The sequence below is a fragment of the Flavicella marina genome (assembly GCF_009193215.1).
Taxonomy (GTDB): Bacteria; Bacteroidota; Bacteroidia; order Flavobacteriales; family Flavobacteriaceae; genus Flavicella; species Flavicella marina.
In genome coordinates this window covers 808,132-825,734 of sequence record NZ_VYVA01000001.1, presented here as the reverse complement: position 1 = coordinate 825,734, position 17,603 = coordinate 808,132, and the positions used below count along the sequence as shown (strand labels likewise).

Sequence of the window (17,603 nt, the reverse complement as noted above, 5' to 3'; positions counted from 1 at the left end):
TCCTCTTAAAGTTCTAATACAGCAATCGTGTTTCGGTTGAGTTTGATTTTATTTTCTTTTTCCAGTTTTTTGAGAAGACGAGAAACTACAACTCTTGAAGTATGCAAATCCATAGCAAGTTCTTGATGTGTGGTTCTGATAACATCATCTCCGTTCACCATTGCTTTGTCTTTGAGGTGTTTTAATAAACGAGCATCCATATTTAAAAATGCTATAGTGTCAATAGCCTCGAGCATTTCTTTCATTCTCGATTGGTAGCTTTGTAAAATAAAATTTTGCCATGTTTTGTATTTGCCCATCCATTCTTCCATTTTGTTTATAGGAATCATGATTACTTTAGTTTGGATCTCAGCAATAGCTCTTATTTCGCTTTTTGCATTGCCTAGACAACAATTCAATGTCAATGCACAGGTATCACCACGTTCTAGATAATAAAGAATCAAATCTTCTCCTTTTTCATCTTCTCTCATTATTTTTATGGCACCCTCTAATAGCAAAGGCATAAAATTTATTTGATTGCCAATTTCAATTAATTTTTCCCCAGCTTCTATATTTTTAATCCTTCCTATTTCAGATATTTCTTTCAGTAATTCTGTTTCTAAAATACCGTCGTAGTGAAATGCCAATTCATTATTCATGAGAGTTAATTTTAATCGTAAAGATACTCAATATCCATTTGAAATATAATTGTCGCAAATCTATAATTCAAGATAAAAATATCTTTTTTTTGTATCTTTGTATATAAATTTCTATCCCATGTTATCAAACGCCTGTAAATACGCGATTCGTTCTATATTGTACCTGTCAATTTATTCTGATAAGACGAATAAAATTGGGGTTAAAAAGATTGCAGAAGAGTTAGAAACTCCGCAGCCTTTTTTGGCAAAATTATTACAGCAATTGACTAAAAATAAATTGGTTTCTTCAACCAAAGGTCCAAACGGTGGTTTTTATTTGAGCGATGAAAATCGTGAAAATTCTATTTGGGATATTGTAGAAAACATAGACGGAGTAAAGAAATTTAATCAATGCTTTTTAGGACTTTCTAAATGTGAGGATGCGAATCCATGTCCGGTTCATTATATTGCAGCACCCTTTAAAAATAAAATACTATCCGATTTTAGGGATAAATCAATTGCTCGCTTTACTTCAGAAATCATAGATACGAATAAGGTACTTTCCTTGAAAGACTATGATGCGTTAAAACTCGATTGACCGTCTGACACCTTTTTTCATCCATCGTCAGTTTTTGTCATTTCATCGATAGAAAATGCCATATGGTCTAGTTTTCTCTTAAGTTTGCTCCTCTAGTAGATATTTTTGTTAAACAATAACCAGATAAAATATCTATTATGCGATTTACACTTTCATTTGTTTTCATACTTTTTAGTACCGTTTCAGGATTTGCAAACACATCTGATAAGCACGATGTATTATCGTATACTGATGGCTTATTATTATTAATAGTATTGTCATTATTCGCTGTGTTTAGAATTATCCACGTACTTAGGTTAGATAATAAGAACAGAGAACAAGGATAAAATACAACAATGGATAATTTACTTAACCCATATCAAGATTTCGATTCCTAAAATAACTATGGGTAAAATAGTGTTGTTGGGAGGTATAATTAGTTTAAAATATTCTGTTAGCACAAGCTAAATTCGTTGTACTAACTTATACACAATCTATTATGAAAACAAATTTACTTTTTAATTCAATTATTTTTACTTTATCGGTGTTTTTTTCAACTTCAGTTTTTTCTCAAAATATCGAATACAGTTTTGATGGAAATTCATGGGAAGGATGGTTAGGTGGAACTTCAGCAACATGGAATTCGACTTTTGCGAATAATCCAAATGGAGCATTGGATATTACATATGCCGCAACAGCCAAAAATATAGTAATGTATTCTCCGTCTGACACAAGACCTGATTTTGATGGTACAAAATATAAATTCTTTCAGATTAAGATTAGCAACCGATCTTCTCAGGTGAATCAATTTCGTGTTAGAGGTAGATTAGTCAATGATGGAGCATGGTTTAATGCAATTGATGTCGCGATTACAACTGATGGTGACGGGGAGTTTACGACATATGATTTTGAGATTGATGCCGCAAATTGGTTAAATACTGATCTTAGTAACTGGCAAGTAATATTTAGAAAAAGTGATAATTCTGAAGTAACGGATGGGGAGCATATATATGTTGATAATATATTATTATCTGATTCTTCAACGGCATCTGTTAATAACATCGATGCATTTGACTTTGGTATCTATCCAAATCCAGTAAATGATGAATTGACAATCTCTACGGAGGAGACTATTGAATCGGTTCAAGTTTTGGATTTGGTTGGAAAAACTGTTATTTCATCATCTGCTGTGAATGGATCTGTAAATGTATCTGGTTTGAAAAGTGGAATTTATGTGGTGAAAGTAAATGCGTCTAAAGGTTCTGCAACTTCTAAATTTGTAAAAAAATAAACAAGGAGTTTTACTTCGGTTTATGACTAATAAAAATCCTCATGATTATTCATGAGGATTTTCTTTTGTCTAAATATATCTAAAATGAAATCTTCATAGAAAAGCACTTAATTAAAAAATCAATTTTTGGCTTTTGAAATATGAAAAACTAGCTTTGCAAGTATGTTGTTTCTTGAAATTAATTTGACAAACGCTTGTGTTTGTCTCAGGTGGCTGAAAATAAGTATGTTAAAAAATATAAAGGTAAAATAGTGTAACTATTAGGTATTTTTAGTTTAAGCAACTTTTACGCTGTGCTGTATTTTTGTGTGTATAACTTTAAATAAACTTAAATATGAAAACACAATTACTTAAAAAATTATTTTTTGCTGCTACTTTTTCTTTAGTAACAGGTGCTACATTGCAAGCTCAAACCATTTTTTCTTCAAACTTTACTGATGGAGAAGGTTATACTGACGGACTTGCAGTGAATAGCCTTACAGAATGGGCTGGAGATGCGAATTATACAGCCAATGCCAATGACCAGATCATTAATGGTGCAAATTGGAGAAGACTTTTATTACTTAATCCTATTTCTGGAACTTCAGATGGGAAATTTATCACTGCATCATTTAGTTACGAAGTTGGAGGAGCCAATTTTGTTGCGCCTACAAATACATTGGCGATTTCATTTTTTGGATTTAAGAGCAATAACAATACGACTGATTATCACGATCGTGAAGGTATTGTATTAGATATTGATTCTGCGGATAACACGGTGTTAACATTGAAAAGTCAGTCTGATAATGATGGTGGAAACGGAAATGGCTCTAATGGTAGTTCTAATATAGGTACTCCTATTTCAACAACTACTACTGCAGCTTTTGGTTCTCCTTACCAATTGGTAATTGAATTGGCTATCGGTGCTGATAATACATCATCTACAATGTCTTTAAGTGTTGACGGAGCTGCTCCGGTAACCGTTACAGGTATAGACCCTGAATTATATGCTGCTGCTACAACAGGGAGTGGAATCTATTTTTGGACTTGGACTTATGCTGCTTCTCAGCGTGGAATTACAGAACAAAGATTGAATAGCTTAACGGTAGCTGTTTCTGATGATTCATCATTGTCAACAAAAAACATTAACGCTTTTGATTTTGCAATTTATCCAAATCCAGTAAACGAAGAGTTGTCTATATCTACAGATGAAACTATCGAATCTGTTCAAGTTTTAGACTTAGTAGGTAAAACTGTTATTTCAACTTCAGCTGTAAATGGATCAGTGAATGTTTCTGGTTTGAAAAGCGGAATTTATGTTGTGAAAGTAAATTCTTCTAAAGGATCAGCTACTTCTAAATTTGTAAAAAATTAATTTGTAAAAAATTATTTTATCTTTATAACAAACCTTTAAATAAAATTTAAAGGTTTGTGATTTTGTTTTTTTGAGTATAGAAAAAATGTTTCTATACCGATTACGTATTCTTAAAACCTTATTATTTATGAAAAAAAACTACTTTTTTGTGATGTGTATGTTGTTGGTTACGCTAGTCTCTTTTGGGCAAAATGTTTTCGACAATGGAAATTCTACAGGCCTTTGGTCTGATAACGATAACTGGGACACAGGAGTGAAGCCGGTTTCTACTGATCTTGTGCAAACCTCGGATGTTGCAACGAATGTTGTTGATGAAGATTTTACAATTAAAAACTTGATAATAACTTCAGGAAGTGTTACGATAAACCCAGATGCTGGTACTGAGAACATAACAATAGATGTAAATACTACGTTTACTTCAGCGACTAACAACAATACTTCTACTGTCAGCTTTGAGTCTACAGGTACGAATACATTAAATATGGATGTTAACATCACCGTATTAAATAGCGCTGCTGGTCGTTCCTATATTAAAAACCAGGTGGCAACGAATACGTTTAATTTAACAGGTGATGTTGCTTTAGAGGGAGATGTCTATATTGATAATGATGGAACAATGGATTTATCAGGTACGTTTACACAAGACGGAACGAATAGAAGTATCAATTTAGATGGTTCTGGAACTACTAGTTTTGAAACCGGATTTGATGCCAACGCGGTTCAGAATTTGAAGCTTTTTAACAATGGTGTTGTTTTGCATGTTAATGCGGGTTCAAATGGAAATCCGGTGTTCGATGGAGTTGTTACCTCTCAAAGCGCAACTAGCGAGGGGAATCGTAAAACATTTACAATGGAGTTTAATAATGAAGACGGATTTTCTTTGTTGAGACATCAATGTTTTAATTATTCAACTACAAACATGACTTTTAATGAAAGCATGAACGATTATGGTGAATTAAGACTTTTTGAAGAAACAATTGTAAATATAACAGTTGCAAGTGGAAAACATGCGTATTTTGATGCTTCTAATGGTACAGCATGGAAGGCTACTTCAGCTTTAAATATCACTGGTTATGATTTTTCGGGAGCTAACCCTAGTAATATTAAATTTGGGAGTGGAGATGGAGCTTTATTAGCTGACCAACTTTCAGCCATTACTTTAGTTGGGGGAGCAGATGCCGGTGAGGAAGTTGCTTTGGATGCAAATGGTTATTTGGTTTTGGCATCAACCGTTGGAGTAAAAGATATCAATGCTTTCGATTTTGCGATTTATCCAAATCCAGTAATTGATGAACTAACGATTACTACAAATGAAACAATCGAATCAGTTCAAGTTTTAGACTTAGTTGGTAAAACTGTGATTTCGACTTCAGTTGTAAATGGATCTGTAAATGTATCTAGTTTGAAAAGCGGAATTTATGTTGTGAAAGTAAACTCTTCTAACGGGGCTGCTACTTCAAAATTTGTGAAAAAATAATTAGAATTATTTTATTTATATAAAAGCCTCATGATACTATCATGAGGCTTTTACTTTTTCCTTAAAATCAAATTCCAATTGATTTTTTGTGGTAGTGACGTAGATTGTGTTCTTTTTGTCTGTCAGAACTAAAACTGGCTACTTTTTTTAAATAGCCAATTACTCGCGTGGCATGGTCAATATTTTGTGATTGGCATTTTTCACAGGAATACTTGGTTTCTTTGTCGATATGATGACAATCTCTACAAACCGTAATTTTTATATTAAAACAGAAATAATTACAACCAGCTTTTGCAGTTGCATGTATCAATTTTATAAAGCCTTCTTTTGAAGGAGCTTCTTCTAAATTTAAGTGCAATGCAGAACCTCCATCTAGGTATTTTATGATTTCGTTACCGTGTAAAATTATTTTATCTAGGGTATTGGTGCTTTCATCTTCGACGGCATAAAAATAGGAATTGTAACAGTCTCGACTTACTTTCAATCCGTCTTCACGATCCCATTTGGCATTTTTAACGCCTAAATTTTCTGCAGGTACAAATTCAGTATTGAAGAGATATCCATAGGTTTCTTTTGCTTTTTTATTTTCTTCAAATATTTCTTTCAAGTAGAAATTTACAAAGTTCTTATAATCGGCATTGTTTCCAGCTTTGTAGCCTTGACTTTCGGCAGCTTCAACCATACCGTTAATTCCGATGGTTAAAAACTGTTTGTCTAGTGAAATAAATCCTGCCTGATATACAGGAAGCAACCCTGCTGTTTTGTATTCCTCAATTAAGGTTCGGTACGCTACTTGGTATTTGTGAATTTTTTGAACTTCTTCAACGATATTTGAGTTGTTTTGTACCAAACGATTCATGTTTAAGGTAATCACATTTATCGACCCTGTTGCTACACCTCCTGCACCCAATGAATAGCTAAACGTATTGTCGCTAATTTCGTTTCTCAAACGGCAACACGAGGCCAAACTATCCGCGTTTTCAGATTGGTATATAAAAAATGAATTGCCTTCGCTCAACTCTTGTGCACACATTTCGGTAAAAGTATTGTCAACTGGTTTTCCTTTCTTTGTAAGCATGGCTGCCGTAACCACCGGAAAAGTTAAGATGGCTTTTGTTCGTTCTTTGTTGAACCATTTCATAAAAAACTCTTGTAATTTTTTTACGCTTTCCCATTGTGGTTTTTTCATGTCTGGAAAGACAAAATCGCCGAACATACTATTAAAATAGGCTTCATCATACAAAGAAATATTCCAAAAAACTGATTGATAACCACGAGCAGCAGCAGGTTGGTTGATTGCATAAACAACATGTTGCAAGTGATTGGCGATAATATCGGTGTTGGTTTCTAGGTAATCTTTTCCATAGTCTCTTGCGGCAAAATGATCGAAATACATTAAAAATTCGACCGTAGCCAATGCGCCTGCAAATTGCGAACTGATTGCAAAAACTAAATTTACAAATTCACCGCAAAAACTTTCTAGGTGTTGTGGAGCCAAGCTTTCTCCTCCTAATTTTGTCAATCCATCGAATAAAAACGGATACATACTAATGGATACACAGTAAGGTTTTAATGAAGTTTCATCATGCACATAAATTTCATGAGACTCTATTTGTCTGATGTATTCATTAGCAGTTTCGATACCAAAAAGATCTTCAATCTTACGTTTTACTAAAGCTCTATTGACTTGTATGTTGATGTCTTTGTTGAGTTCAGCCTCCATAGTTGCGATATTTTTAGAGGTGACATTTGCATTTGCATCTACTTTAGATCCATCTGCAGCATTTGAAGAATCAATGTAATTGTCAATAAATTTAATTTTTTTGTTTACCTGTTCATCCGTAAGTCGTATCATATTGTTAGTTTTTTGAGAATAAATAATTGAGATTTTTTTTTTCTTTTACTGCTATAAATTTTTGATTCGTATTTTCAGAATCAAGTCCCCCTAATTCTGGTCGCCATTTACCCGTTTTTAAAAAGGTTAGCTCATTTGTTATTTCTGTTGAAATACGTTCTTCTCCAGTGTACAAGCAGGTTTTGTAATTTTTGAATTTGGCAATTTTCAACAATTCTATCAGTTCTTTTTCGTGCCATTCACCTCCCATAAATAACACACATGAAGCATAGTCTTTATAGCTGTTTAAGAGGTCTAAATAGTGATTGATCAAAAGAATTTTCCCATTAGATTCTTTCCATAAATGAGAAGAGTGACAGCCTCTGCATTGCAATTTACAACCACAAATAGAGAAGCATAAACTTATTTCGCCAGGTACTTCTTGAAGTACAATTTGGAAATCATAATAGTACATTGTAATAGAATTATAATAAAGGACTAATTTATCTTTTATAAAAGTAATTATTTATTTAGATAGAAAATAAATTGGGTTTTATGAGTTATTAAGAATGTTATAAACAAAAGATTTTTTCTAACTTTAAAAGGAATCGAAATGTCAACATGTTCAAAACATGATAATTGTCATTTGTTTAACTGCTTTTTAGCAGGTACTTTATACTTTACTTAAAAACATAATTATGCCAATCAAAAGTTATCTAGCCCACCCGTATCAGGGTCAAAAAATGGAGTTGTACAATACACTGTCTCAGCTTGAAGGTTGTGAAGTTATTCCTGCTGAAAACAAAGATGTATTGATTTTAGTTACCGATACAGAAACATCAAAACAAGAAGATGCCTTGCAAGAAAAATTGAATATGATAAAAAGTATCAAATTATTGGCAATGGTCGCTGGGTTTAACGCTTCAAAAAACTAATCGATATGTATACATCTACTTTATCTAACAGGAGAGATTTTATTAAAAAAATGGCAGTGCTCTCGGCAATGACTGCTGCTGCTACAATGTTTCCTGGAATTCTATTTGCTGAAGAGCAAGAAAGAGGTTTGCCAAAAGGAGGAAATTTAGATTGGAAAAAAGCACCTTGTCGTTTTTGCGGTGTAGGTTGTGGAGTACTCGTAGGAGTTGAAAATGGAAAGGCTGTTGCTGTAAAAGGAGATCCAAAGTCTCCTGTAAATAAAGGTTTGTGTTGTGTGAAAGGGTACCATTCAGTTATGTCTATGTATGGAAAAGACCGTCTGACACATCCGTGGGTAAAGAAAAATGGCAAATATGTAAAAACTTCGATGAAAGAAGCTTTAGATATCATCGCAGAGAAAATGCAAACTACCATAAAAGATTATGGAAAAGATGCCGTCTCTATCTATGGATCTGGACAATGGACAATTCCAGATGGTTATGTCGCTTCAAAACTATTCAAGGGTTGTATAGGTACTAATAATGTTGAAGCAAATGCGCGTTTGTGTATGGCAAGTGCTGTTACGGGATTCTTAACTTCTTTTGGTTCAGATGAACCTATGGGATGTTACGAAGATATTGATCATGCTGATGTATTTGTGTTGTGGGGTAATAATATGGCAGAAATGCATCCGGTATTGTTCTCTCGTCTGTTAGATCAACGTTTGAAACGTGGAGTTAAAATTATTGATTTTGCTACGCGAACTACTCGTACCAGCATGGCATCAGATAAATCGATTATTTTTCAACCGCAAACTGACTTGGCTGTTGCCAATGCTATCTGTTATGAAATAATTAAAAAAGGTTGGGTAAATCAAGAGTTTGTTTCAAAACACTGTAACTTCAGCAAAGGGTCAACCAATATGGGTTATGGTTTAGAAGACAAGTATAGTTTTAACGACAAGCCTGAAAAAATTTCTTTTGAGGAATACAAAGAATTTTTAGAAGATTATGCTCCGGAAAAAGTTGAAAAAATTTCGGGTGTTTCAGCTAAAGATATAAAGTACATGGCTTCTTATTATGGTGATCCGAACAAGAAAGTAATGTCTCTTTGGTGTATGGGAATGAACCAGCATACTAGAGGTACTTGGATCAATAATTTAGTCTATAACATCCATTTGCTTACAGGTAAAATATCAACACCTGGTAATAGTCCGTTTTCTTTAACCGGTCAGCCTAGTGCTTGTGGTACGGTAAGAGAAGTAGGTACATTGACTCATAAATTACCTCATGGGGTGGTTATGAATAAAGCACATCGTGAACATGCAGCGAAAATATGGGATGTACCGGTGGAAAATATTCCTTCAAAACCAAGTTTGCATACAGTTGAAATGTTTAGAGCTTTAGATCGTGGTGATTTGAGGTTTATGTGGATTCAGGTTACAAATCCGATGGTGACAATGCCTAAATTAAAACGTTATAGAGACGCCACTAAAAAAGAAGGAAGGTTTATTGTAGTGTCAGATATTTATCCCACTCCTACTACAGATATTGCCGATGTAATATTGCCATCTGCAATGTGGGTAGAGCGCGAAGGTATGTATGGTAATTCAGAGCGAAGAACACAGTATTTCGAACAAATGGTACAACCACCAGGTGAGGCGATGAGTGATACATGGCAATTGATTGAAGTTGCTAAGAGAATGGGCTTCGAAAAACAGTTTTATTACAAAGAAGAAACACATATTGAAGAAATATACAATGAGTATAGAAAGCATCATGAAGGGAAAAAGCACGGAATGGCTCCTTTAGAAGTGTTAAAATCTGAACCTGGCGCGCAATGGCCTTATGTTGATGGGAAATCTACACAATGGCGTTTCAATTCTAAATACGACCCAGCTTGTTCTAACGATGAAGAGTTTCATTTTTACGGAAAACCAGATGGTAAAGCTGTAATATGGCAAAGACCTTACGAGCCGGCTCCTGAAGTACCCGATGAGAAATTTGATTTTTGGTTATGTACCGGTCGTGTTGTAGAGCATTGGCATACAGGATCGATGACAAGAAGGATTCCTGTTTTACACAAAGCAATGCCTCATGGATATGTTGAATTACATCCAGAAGATGCTAAGAAAATGCAAATCAGAACAGGTGATGCTGTGCGATTGACAACCAGAAGAGGTACCATGAAGTTACCGGCTTCGGTAAACGAAAGAGGTGTGCCTGAAAAGGGACAAGTTTTTGTGCCATTTTTTGACGAAAATATGCTAATCAATGATTTGACTTTAGATGCATTTTGTCCGATTTCAAAACAGCCAGATTATAAAAAATGTGCCGTTAAAGTTGAAAAAGCATAACTATGAAAAGATTAGGTATCATATCGTTATTCGCAATGCTGCTGATTTCCTTTATTGTGATTTGGAATCGTAGTTATGAGAAAGGACTCGAAAGAGCATATATTCCTCTAGAAGAAAGAGAACCTATGCAAATAATTCCTTCTGAGGAAGGAGTTTTTACACGATCAGAATTTGCATTGGATTATGCTAAAATGCCGATTGATGAAACTCATCAAAGAAGTTTGAAAACCTATTATAACAACAGGGCTTATCACGGGGCACCTCCAAGTATCCCTCATACAGTTGAAAATGAAAGAAGCATGGGAGGAAACGACTGTTTGAAATGCCATGAAAACGGAGGATTTGTAAAAAAATGGGATGCTTATGCACCGGTTACGCCACATCCAGACTATGAGAATTGCAGACAATGTCACGTTCCTCAAAACACAAAAGGTGTATTTAAAGGGACTAATTTCGAGAAAATTCCAGCTCCAAAAGCAGGGGTGAACAATGCACTTCCCGGTAGCCCACCCGTAATTCCTCATCAAATTCAATTGAGAGAAAATTGTTTGGCTTGCCATGCAGGACCAAGTGCTCCTAAAGAAATTAGAGTATCTCATCCAGAACGTGTGAATTGTAGACAGTGTCATGTCTTGAATAATAAAGAGGTAACAGATATCGGAATCTTTATAAGAAAATAACGCTATGGGAATACTAACAACAAACTTTACCGTGTTTCTTAATCGAATTAAGGACGCTAACAGAAGAAAAAAAACCATGAAAATTCGGAAATCGATTCATAAAGATTATCTCAAAAATGTTTCAAAATTTGTGGGGGTTGTATTGGTGGTATTGAGCATATTTTCTTGTAAACATCACGAAGAGGAATACCATAAAGTGACGGATAAAATTAAAGAATTAAGTAAAGATTATCATGGAACTTCTATTACTTCAAACAAGTTTTTGGAAGAGATGAATTTGATGGAAATATCTGAAGGTGGTCATACATTTTTAATTCCTGAAAGAAAAAGTCAAATCAAATCTTATGCTTGTACTGAATGTCATACCGATGATTTGAATAAAATTAAGGGGAAAGATGCAAAAAAAGGACATTGGAATATTACTTTGAAACACGCCAACGAAGAAACAATGAATTGTCTCACTTGCCATAACGGAGATGCGATGGATGATTTAAAAAGTTTGACGGGTAAAAAAATAGATTTTAATAACAGTTACAATTTATGTAGTCAATGTCATACAAAACAATTTGAAGATTGGAAGGGTGGAGCACATGGTAAAAAAATTGCCAGTTGGGCACCACCAAGAGCATCAATGACTTGTGTCAATTGTCACAATCCTCATAGTCCAAGTTTTGAGTCAAGATGGCCAGCGAAATACAATACGCAGAAAATTCAAGAAAGAAAATAACCGAACACCTAATGTAATTATACCAATAAGATATGAGTGAAAAGAAAAATAAATGGTTTTCCTTAAAGCTTTCAAATAAGAAAAAGGTTCCTCAAGATACAGGTTCTTGTGGGTGCGGTAAAAAGTCAGGAGGGTGTGGTTCACATGCTTCTACTGAAGTTGCGAAACCAGTAGATGGATTTGATCAAGTTATGGGAGCAACTATGGATAGAAGAAATGCCTTTAAGCAATTAACAGCTAGTTTGTTGGTCGGTGCAGGTGCGATTTCTACTTCTTGTAGTGTTACTTCAGACGATGCAGCTAAAGAAAAAGCTCAAATTGATTGGGAAGAGCAGTTCAAGGGAAATTATAAATTAATGTCTGATGATGAGAAAAAAGCAACGGTTGATCGTTTGGTTCGTTCGCATCAAATAAGAACTCAAGACACGTTAGATATGTCTTCGAAAACAGCCGAAGAAGGTGTGTTGTTTGGGTATGCATTTAATATATCGAAATGTCAAGGATATATGGATTGCGTCAGTGCTTGTGTAACCGAAAACAATCAAGACAGAAATTCTCAGATGGAATATATTCGAATCCATGAGATGAAAGACGGTCAAGGAATAAATTTTGGTGAGGCCGATGATAATTATTACCACGAAGTACCTGCTGAGGGACATTTTTATGTAGGAACGCAATGTTTTCACTGTGACAATCCGCCATGTGTCGAAGTTTGTCCGGTTCAAGCAACTTGGAAAGAGCCAGATGGAATTGTTGTAGTAGATTACGATTGGTGTGTTGGATGTAGATATTGTATGGCAGCTTGTCCATATGACGGAAGAAGATTTAACTGGAGTAAGCCCGAAGTACCGAAAGAAGAAATTAATAAAAATCAACATTACTTAGGGAACAGGTTGAGAAAGAAAGGTGTCATGGAAAAATGTACTTTTTGTATTCAACGCTCTCGAGATGGTAAAAACCCTGCATGTGTTGAAGCTTGTCCGACTGGAGCGCGTGTTTTCGGAAATTTATTAGACCCAAACAGTACCATTCGTTGGGTATTAGAAAACAAAAAAGTATTCCGATTGAAAGAAGATTTAGGTACAGAACCTAAGTTTTGGTATTATATGGATTAATGCATTTGATAAAATATTACATCATTTATAAATAAGATTAAATGGGAAGTTTAAAAGTTTTTAAGAGTTTGGTTATCGATAGTTTAGATATCATAACTCATGGTACTAAAAAATACCACTTGTGGATGGCATTCTTAACGGCCGTTATGTTAGCTGGTATGTACTGTTACTCTATACAAGTTGAAGAGGGGCTGAGTGTTACCGGAATGACAAATCGAGTGAGTTGGGGACTGTATATCTCAAATTTTACCTTTTTGGTTGGAGTTGCTGCGGCGGCTGTAATGTTAGTGATGCCGACTTATGTGTTACACGATGTTGATTTTAAACGTGCTGTGCTGATTGGTGAAGGATTAGCGGTTGCAGCATTGCTTATGTGTTTGGCTTTTGTAGTAGCAGATATGGGTGGGCCGAATGTTTTATGGCATATGATACCAGGGATTGGAGTTTTTAATTTTCCAAATTCAATGTTAACGTGGGATGTTTTGGTGTTGAATGGTTATTTGTTCATTAACATCACAATTCCTTTTTATATTTTATTTCGTCATTATCAAAACAAAGAAGCTTTGGCGAAAGTTTATGTTCCTGGTGCAATTTTATCAGTATTTTGGGCGGTAGGAATTCACTTAGTTACAGCATTTTTATACCAAGGATTACAGGCAAGACCGTATTGGAACAATGCTTTGTTAGGACCTCGTTTTTTGGCTTCTGCATTTGCAGCAGGTCCTGCACTGATTATTTTGGTTTTGGCAATGATACGTTCACATACAGATTTTAAAATTGAAGACAAGACGATTAAAAAAATTGCTTTGGTGGTAACTGTGGCAGCTCAAATTAATTTGATAATGTTGGTGTCTGAGCTATTTAAAGAATTTTACGCTCCTACGCATCATAGTGAGAGTGCGTATTATTTATTTTTTGGTTTGCATGGTAAAAATGCATTGATGCCCTGGATATGGACAGCAATACCATTAAATATTTTGGCAACTGTGGTGCTTACTTTTCATAAATTAAGAAATAATTTGACCATTTTATATATCTGTTGTTTCTTATTATTTGTTGCGATTTGGATAGAAAAAGGTTTTGGATTAATTGTACCAGGATTTATTCCGGGACCCTATGGAAAAATTGCTGAATATTTACCAACTGGAATTGAGATAGGAGTGACTCTCGGAATATGGGCCATGGGTGCGTTTGTATTCACCATTTTGGCTAGAACTGCAGTAGAAATCGAGACAGGTAAGTTGCGTTACAAAAAGAAATAATTATACTTTACTTCATATTCTTAACATTAGCTTAATATTAAGAGGTTTTGTAAATCTCTGAAGTTGAGCTATATTTGCAGTCCAATACAAAAAAAGAATACATGATTTCATCAAATGAATATTTTGACGCAAAAGTAAAATCGTTAGGATATAAATCAGCAACAGGAAATTCTACGGTAGGTGTTATGGAGCCTGGAGATTATGAATTTGGAACTTCTTCTCATGAAACAATGATTGTTGTAGAAGGTGAATTGGTTGCTTTGTTGCCAGGTGAAACAGAATGGAAATCATTTAAAACTGGCACGTCTTTTGAGGTAGAAGCTAATAGTTCTTTTAAAGTAAAATCAGTAGGACAAACTTCTTATTTATGTCAATATAAATAAGAATTACCATATTACTTAAATCTTAGGGGTAGGATTTATTTATAAAAAGGGCTTTCAATTTATTTGAAAGCCCTTTTATTTTTATGCTGTTTGCAATGTTTTAACTCGTTGTTTGATTGCTGCTTTTACAAGATTTTGCAAAGCAGATTTGGTTTCTGGCCAATTTCTTGTTTTCAAGCCACAATCTGGATTCACCCAAATATGTTCTACAGGTAAAACCTTAGCTGCTTTTTCAAGTAAGTGCTCTATTTCTTCAACAGAAGGAACTCTGGGAGAATGAATGTCATAAACTCCTGGTCCTATTTCATTTGGGTATTTGAAATTTACAAATGCTTCTAACAATTCCATTTCAGACCTAGAAGTTTCTATGGTAATTACGTCTGCATCCATAGCAGCAATATTTTCGATAATATCATTGAATTCAGAATAGCACATATGCGTATGAATTTGTGTAGCATCATTCACACCACTTGCTGAAATTCTAAATGCTTTTACTGCCCAGTCTAAGTAAGATTTCCACTCTTCTTTGCGTAGCGGAAGTCCCTCTCTTATTGCTGGTTCGTCTATTTGAATAATTTGAATTCCATTTTTTTCAAGATCAACAACCTCATCTCTAATAGCCAAAGCAATTTGGTTACATGTGGTTGCTCTTGGTTGGTCATTTCTTACAAAAGACCATTGTAATATAGTTACAGGGCCAGTAAGCATACCTTTGACAGGAGTTTTTGTTAATGATTGTGCAAACGAAGACCACTTCACAGTCATTGGGTTTTCTCTAGAAACATCACCAAACAAAATAGGTGGTTTCACACAACGACTACCATAACTTTGTACCCATCCGAAACTACTGAATGCGAAACCTTCCAATTTTTCACCAAAATATTCTACCATGTCGTTTCGTTCGAATTCACCATGTACCAAAACATCAATACCTGTTTCTTCTTGAAAGCGAATAGAATCTTCCGTTTCTTTTGCGATTAAAGTATCGTATTCTTTTTGTGATAGAATTCCTTTTTTAAATTTTGAACGCCAGCTTCTTACTTCTTTGGTTTGCGGAAAAGAACCTATTGTAGTGGTTGGATAAAGAGGTAACTGCAAGGTGTTTCTTTGTAGTTCTTGACGAATTTTAAAAGAGTTTTTTCGTTGTGAATCTGATTCTAGTAAATTTTCTACTCTAGATTTTACTTTTTTATTGTGAATCAGTGTAGATGTTTTTCTGTTGAGGTTAGCCAATTTATTTTCTTCAAATAAATTTAAGTATGCTTCTTCTTCAGATGAAGACAAACCTTTCAATGTTGCTATCTCTTCAAGTTTTTGCTTCGCAAACGCAAGCCATTGTTTCACCTCTAAAGGTAGATTTTTTTCATTCGTTTCTAATTCTAAATCATACGGGCTGTGTAATAGAGAACAAGAAGAAGCAATAAATAGATTTTTTGGAGCAATTTTTTCAACTGCTTTTTTGATAAAACGCAACGAGTTTTCAAAATTATTTTTCCAAATATTTCTTCCATCAACCAACCCTAAAGATAACTTGGTGTTGGGATTGAAATATTTTGAAGTCAAAATATCATCTAATTGAGAAGAACATCTTACCAAATCTAAATGCAACGTGTCTACAGGTAATTGCAAAACCGTTTCTAGATTTTCTCCATAACAATCGAAGTAATTTGCTAAGAAAATTTTCAAACTAGGAAATGCAGCATGAAAAGATTCATAGGTGTTATTAATTGCTTTTCTTTCTCTGTCTGATAGGTCAAGCGCTAAAATTGGTTCGTCAAATTGTATGTATTCTACCCCTAAAGCAATAAGTTCATCGATTATTTGAAAGTATACTGGCAAAAGCCTATTCAATAAATCAAGACGATGAAATCCTTTTTCTTTCTCTTTTCCAAGCAACAAAAATGTTACAGGGCCAATAAGTACCGGCTTGGTTTTAATTCCCAATTCAAGAGCCTCTTTGTATTCTTCAATTATTTTTTTTGAAAAGAATTCAAATGTTTGGTCAATTGTAAATTCTGGTACAATAAAGTGATAGTTGGTGTCAAACCACTTTGTCATTTCCATCGCTGTAGTATCTAATTGCTCAGTTTGAATACCACGTGCCATAGCAAAATACAATGTTGAAAAATCTCCTTTCTTTATAGATTCAAATCGCTTTGGAATACAGCCAAAAGTTAAACAGGCGTCTAAAACTTGATCGTAAAAAGAAAAATCATTAGAAGGAATTAAATCGATTCCTGTTTTTTGCTGCAACAACCAGTTTTCTTGTCTGATGTTTTTCCCTGTTTCAATCAATGTTGTGATTTCTGTTTTACCAGACCAGTAATTTTCACAGGCTTTTTTTAATTGTCGTTGGTTTCCAATCCTTGGATAACCTAAAATGGTAGTTTTCATGAATTTGATGTTGTTTATTTACTTTGCAAAGTTATTTTTGAAGAATAAAACATCATAAATACATGTGATATTTGGTGTAAAACACTTAAATAAGTTTATTTAAAAGAAAAAACACGTATTTTTGATGAAAGATTGAGTAAGTAACAGAAAAATATTCTCTATGAAACTAGATAAAACAGATCTTAGGATTTTAAAAATTGTACAAAATAATTCGAATTTGACGACAAAAGAGTTAGCTGCAAAAGTAAATCTGTCTGTAACACCTGTTTTTGAAAGAGTAAAAAAACTTGAAAAAGAAGGGTATATTAAAAAGTATATTGCTATTCTCGATGCTGAGAAATTGGATAAAAGTCTTACCGTATTCTGTAATATTACACTAAAAGAACATACCCGAGAAATAGGGAATCAATTTGTAAAAGATATTATGACACTCGAGGAAGTTACGGAGTGTTACAACATTTCTGGGGATTATGATTTTTTGTTGAAGGTTTTGGTAAAAGATATGAAACACTATCAAGATTTTGTTTTAAATAACCTTGGGTCTGTCCAAAATATTGGTAGTGCACATAGTACCTTTGTCATGGGAGAAATTAAAAACTCGCATGCTGTACCTTTTTAAGA

17 protein-coding genes are annotated in these 17,603 nt (G+C 34.2%); 13 read left to right on the top strand and 4 right to left on the bottom strand.

Features of this window, described 5'->3' with window-relative positions; translation table 11 throughout:
* Positions 1-5: 5 nt before the first annotated feature.
* The gene (locus tag F6P99_RS03280; protein WP_152286001.1) at positions 6-638 is read right to left on the bottom strand and encodes a Crp/Fnr family transcriptional regulator; all 633 of its coding nucleotides are present in this window, start codon (positions 636-638) and stop codon (positions 6-8) included.
* 118 nt (positions 639-756) lie between these two features.
* On the opposite strand from F6P99_RS03280, the gene F6P99_RS03275 reads away from it, so the two are divergent.
* From F6P99_RS03275 to F6P99_RS03255, 5 genes are all read left to right on the top strand, one after another.
* Positions 757-1,215, top strand: coding sequence for an RrF2 family transcriptional regulator (locus F6P99_RS03275; RefSeq protein WP_152286000.1), 459 nt, complete (start codon positions 757-759; stop codon positions 1,213-1,215).
* A gap of 137 nt (positions 1,216-1,352) precedes the next feature.
* Positions 1,353-1,541: a hypothetical protein gene (locus tag F6P99_RS03270; protein ID WP_152285999.1), complete on the top strand. Its 189-nt coding sequence runs from the start codon at positions 1,353-1,355 to the stop codon at positions 1,539-1,541.
* A 152-nt stretch (positions 1,542-1,693) separates the two neighbouring features.
* Entirely contained in the window at positions 1,694-2,485 is a 792-nt protein-coding gene (locus tag F6P99_RS03265) for a T9SS type A sorting domain-containing protein (protein ID WP_152285998.1), read from the top strand.
* Between the two features lie 334 nt (positions 2,486-2,819).
* The gene (locus F6P99_RS03260) at positions 2,820-3,839 is read left to right on the top strand and encodes a T9SS type A sorting domain-containing protein (protein WP_152285997.1); all 1,020 of its coding nucleotides are present in this window, start codon (positions 2,820-2,822) and stop codon (positions 3,837-3,839) included.
* Between the two features lie 127 nt (positions 3,840-3,966).
* A complete protein-coding gene (locus tag F6P99_RS03255; protein WP_193315980.1) occupies positions 3,967-5,316 on the top strand; it encodes a T9SS type A sorting domain-containing protein in 1,350 nt (449 codons plus the stop codon).
* 67 nt (positions 5,317-5,383) lie between these two features.
* Here the strand turns inward: F6P99_RS03255 and nrdD are convergent, their stop codons facing one another.
* Together nrdD and nrdG are read right to left on the bottom strand one after the other, a co-directional pair.
* Positions 5,384-7,171 carry an anaerobic ribonucleoside-triphosphate reductase gene (nrdD, locus tag F6P99_RS03250; RefSeq protein WP_152285995.1) on the bottom strand — a complete coding sequence of 596 codons (1,788 nt, stop codon included), beginning with the start codon at positions 7,169-7,171 and terminating at the stop codon, positions 5,384-5,386.
* A 4-nt stretch (positions 7,172-7,175) separates the two neighbouring features.
* Positions 7,176-7,625 (bottom strand): anaerobic ribonucleoside-triphosphate reductase activating protein, encoded by a 450-nt coding sequence (nrdG, locus tag F6P99_RS03245; protein ID WP_152285994.1) that lies wholly within the window; start codon positions 7,623-7,625, stop codon positions 7,176-7,178.
* A 223-nt stretch (positions 7,626-7,848) separates the two neighbouring features.
* Here nrdG and F6P99_RS03240 point away from each other — a divergent pair, with 223 nt between their 5' ends.
* From F6P99_RS03240 to ppnP, 7 genes are all read left to right on the top strand, one after another.
* Positions 7,849-8,085, top strand: a complete 237-nt coding sequence (locus F6P99_RS03240; RefSeq protein WP_152285993.1) for a hypothetical protein — start codon at positions 7,849-7,851, stop codon at positions 8,083-8,085.
* Positions 8,086-8,090: 5 nt separating this feature from the next.
* Entirely contained in the window at positions 8,091-10,421 is a 2,331-nt protein-coding gene (locus tag F6P99_RS03235) for a molybdopterin-dependent oxidoreductase (protein WP_152285992.1), read from the top strand.
* 2 nt (positions 10,422-10,423) lie between these two features.
* Complete coding sequence (locus F6P99_RS03230; protein WP_152285991.1) at positions 10,424-11,101, top strand: nitrate reductase cytochrome c-type subunit; 678 nt, start codon at positions 10,424-10,426, stop codon at positions 11,099-11,101.
* Positions 11,102-11,177: 76 nt separating this feature from the next.
* Positions 11,178-11,828, top strand: a complete 651-nt coding sequence (locus F6P99_RS03225) for a multiheme c-type cytochrome (protein WP_152285990.1) — start codon at positions 11,178-11,180, stop codon at positions 11,826-11,828.
* Positions 11,829-11,860: 32 nt separating this feature from the next.
* Positions 11,861-12,943, top strand: a complete 1,083-nt coding sequence (locus F6P99_RS03220) for a 4Fe-4S dicluster domain-containing protein (RefSeq protein ID WP_152285989.1) — start codon at positions 11,861-11,863, stop codon at positions 12,941-12,943.
* 41 nt (positions 12,944-12,984) lie between these two features.
* The gene (dsrP, locus tag F6P99_RS03215; protein WP_152285988.1) at positions 12,985-14,205 is read left to right on the top strand and encodes a sulfate reduction electron transfer complex DsrMKJOP subunit DsrP; all 1,221 of its coding nucleotides are present in this window, start codon (positions 12,985-12,987) and stop codon (positions 14,203-14,205) included.
* A 101-nt stretch (positions 14,206-14,306) separates the two neighbouring features.
* Positions 14,307-14,588 (top strand): pyrimidine/purine nucleoside phosphorylase, encoded by a 282-nt coding sequence (gene ppnP, locus F6P99_RS03210; protein ID WP_152285987.1) that lies wholly within the window; start codon positions 14,307-14,309, stop codon positions 14,586-14,588.
* A gap of 81 nt (positions 14,589-14,669) precedes the next feature.
* On the opposite strand, the gene metE is transcribed toward ppnP, so the two are convergent.
* Entirely contained in the window at positions 14,670-16,982 is a 2,313-nt protein-coding gene (metE, locus tag F6P99_RS03205) for a 5-methyltetrahydropteroyltriglutamate--homocysteine S-methyltransferase (RefSeq protein ID WP_152285986.1), read from the bottom strand.
* Between the two features lie 160 nt (positions 16,983-17,142).
* On the opposite strand from metE, the gene F6P99_RS03200 reads away from it, so the two are divergent.
* Complete coding sequence (locus F6P99_RS03200) at positions 17,143-17,601, top strand: Lrp/AsnC family transcriptional regulator (RefSeq protein ID WP_152285985.1); 459 nt, start codon at positions 17,143-17,145, stop codon at positions 17,599-17,601.
* Positions 17,602-17,603: the final 2 nt, after the last annotated feature.

Coding starts and splice junctions, on each gene's coding strand:
- dsrP (WP_152285988.1), top strand. CDS start 12,985: ATGGGAAGTTTAAAAGTTTTTAAGAGTTTGGTTATCGATAGTTTAGAT.
- F6P99_RS03225 (WP_152285990.1), top strand. CDS start 11,178: ATGAAAATTCGGAAATCGATTCATAAAGATTATCTCAAAAATGTTTCA.
- F6P99_RS03260 (WP_152285997.1), top strand. CDS start 2,820: ATGAAAACACAATTACTTAAAAAATTATTTTTTGCTGCTACTTTTTCT.
- F6P99_RS03220 (WP_152285989.1), top strand. CDS start 11,861: ATGAGTGAAAAGAAAAATAAATGGTTTTCCTTAAAGCTTTCAAATAAG.
- F6P99_RS03235 (WP_152285992.1), top strand. CDS start 8,091: ATGTATACATCTACTTTATCTAACAGGAGAGATTTTATTAAAAAAATG.
- F6P99_RS03270 (WP_152285999.1), top strand. CDS start 1,353: ATGCGATTTACACTTTCATTTGTTTTCATACTTTTTAGTACCGTTTCA.
- nrdD (WP_152285995.1), bottom strand. CDS start 7,171: ATGATACGACTTACGGATGAACAGGTAAACAAAAAAATTAAATTTATT.
- F6P99_RS03275 (WP_152286000.1), top strand. CDS start 757: ATGTTATCAAACGCCTGTAAATACGCGATTCGTTCTATATTGTACCTG.
- F6P99_RS03230 (WP_152285991.1), top strand. CDS start 10,424: ATGAAAAGATTAGGTATCATATCGTTATTCGCAATGCTGCTGATTTCC.
- ppnP (WP_152285987.1), top strand. CDS start 14,307: ATGATTTCATCAAATGAATATTTTGACGCAAAAGTAAAATCGTTAGGA.
- metE (WP_152285986.1), bottom strand. CDS start 16,982: ATGAAAACTACCATTTTAGGTTATCCAAGGATTGGAAACCAACGACAA.
- F6P99_RS03280 (WP_152286001.1), bottom strand. CDS start 638: ATGAATAATGAATTGGCATTTCACTACGACGGTATTTTAGAAACAGAA.
- nrdG (WP_152285994.1), bottom strand. CDS start 7,625: ATGTACTATTATGATTTCCAAATTGTACTTCAAGAAGTACCTGGCGAA.
- F6P99_RS03240 (WP_152285993.1), top strand. CDS start 7,849: ATGCCAATCAAAAGTTATCTAGCCCACCCGTATCAGGGTCAAAAAATG.
- F6P99_RS03200 (WP_152285985.1), top strand. CDS start 17,143: ATGAAACTAGATAAAACAGATCTTAGGATTTTAAAAATTGTACAAAAT.
- F6P99_RS03255 (WP_193315980.1), top strand. CDS start 3,967: ATGAAAAAAAACTACTTTTTTGTGATGTGTATGTTGTTGGTTACGCTA.
- F6P99_RS03265 (WP_152285998.1), top strand. CDS start 1,694: ATGAAAACAAATTTACTTTTTAATTCAATTATTTTTACTTTATCGGTG.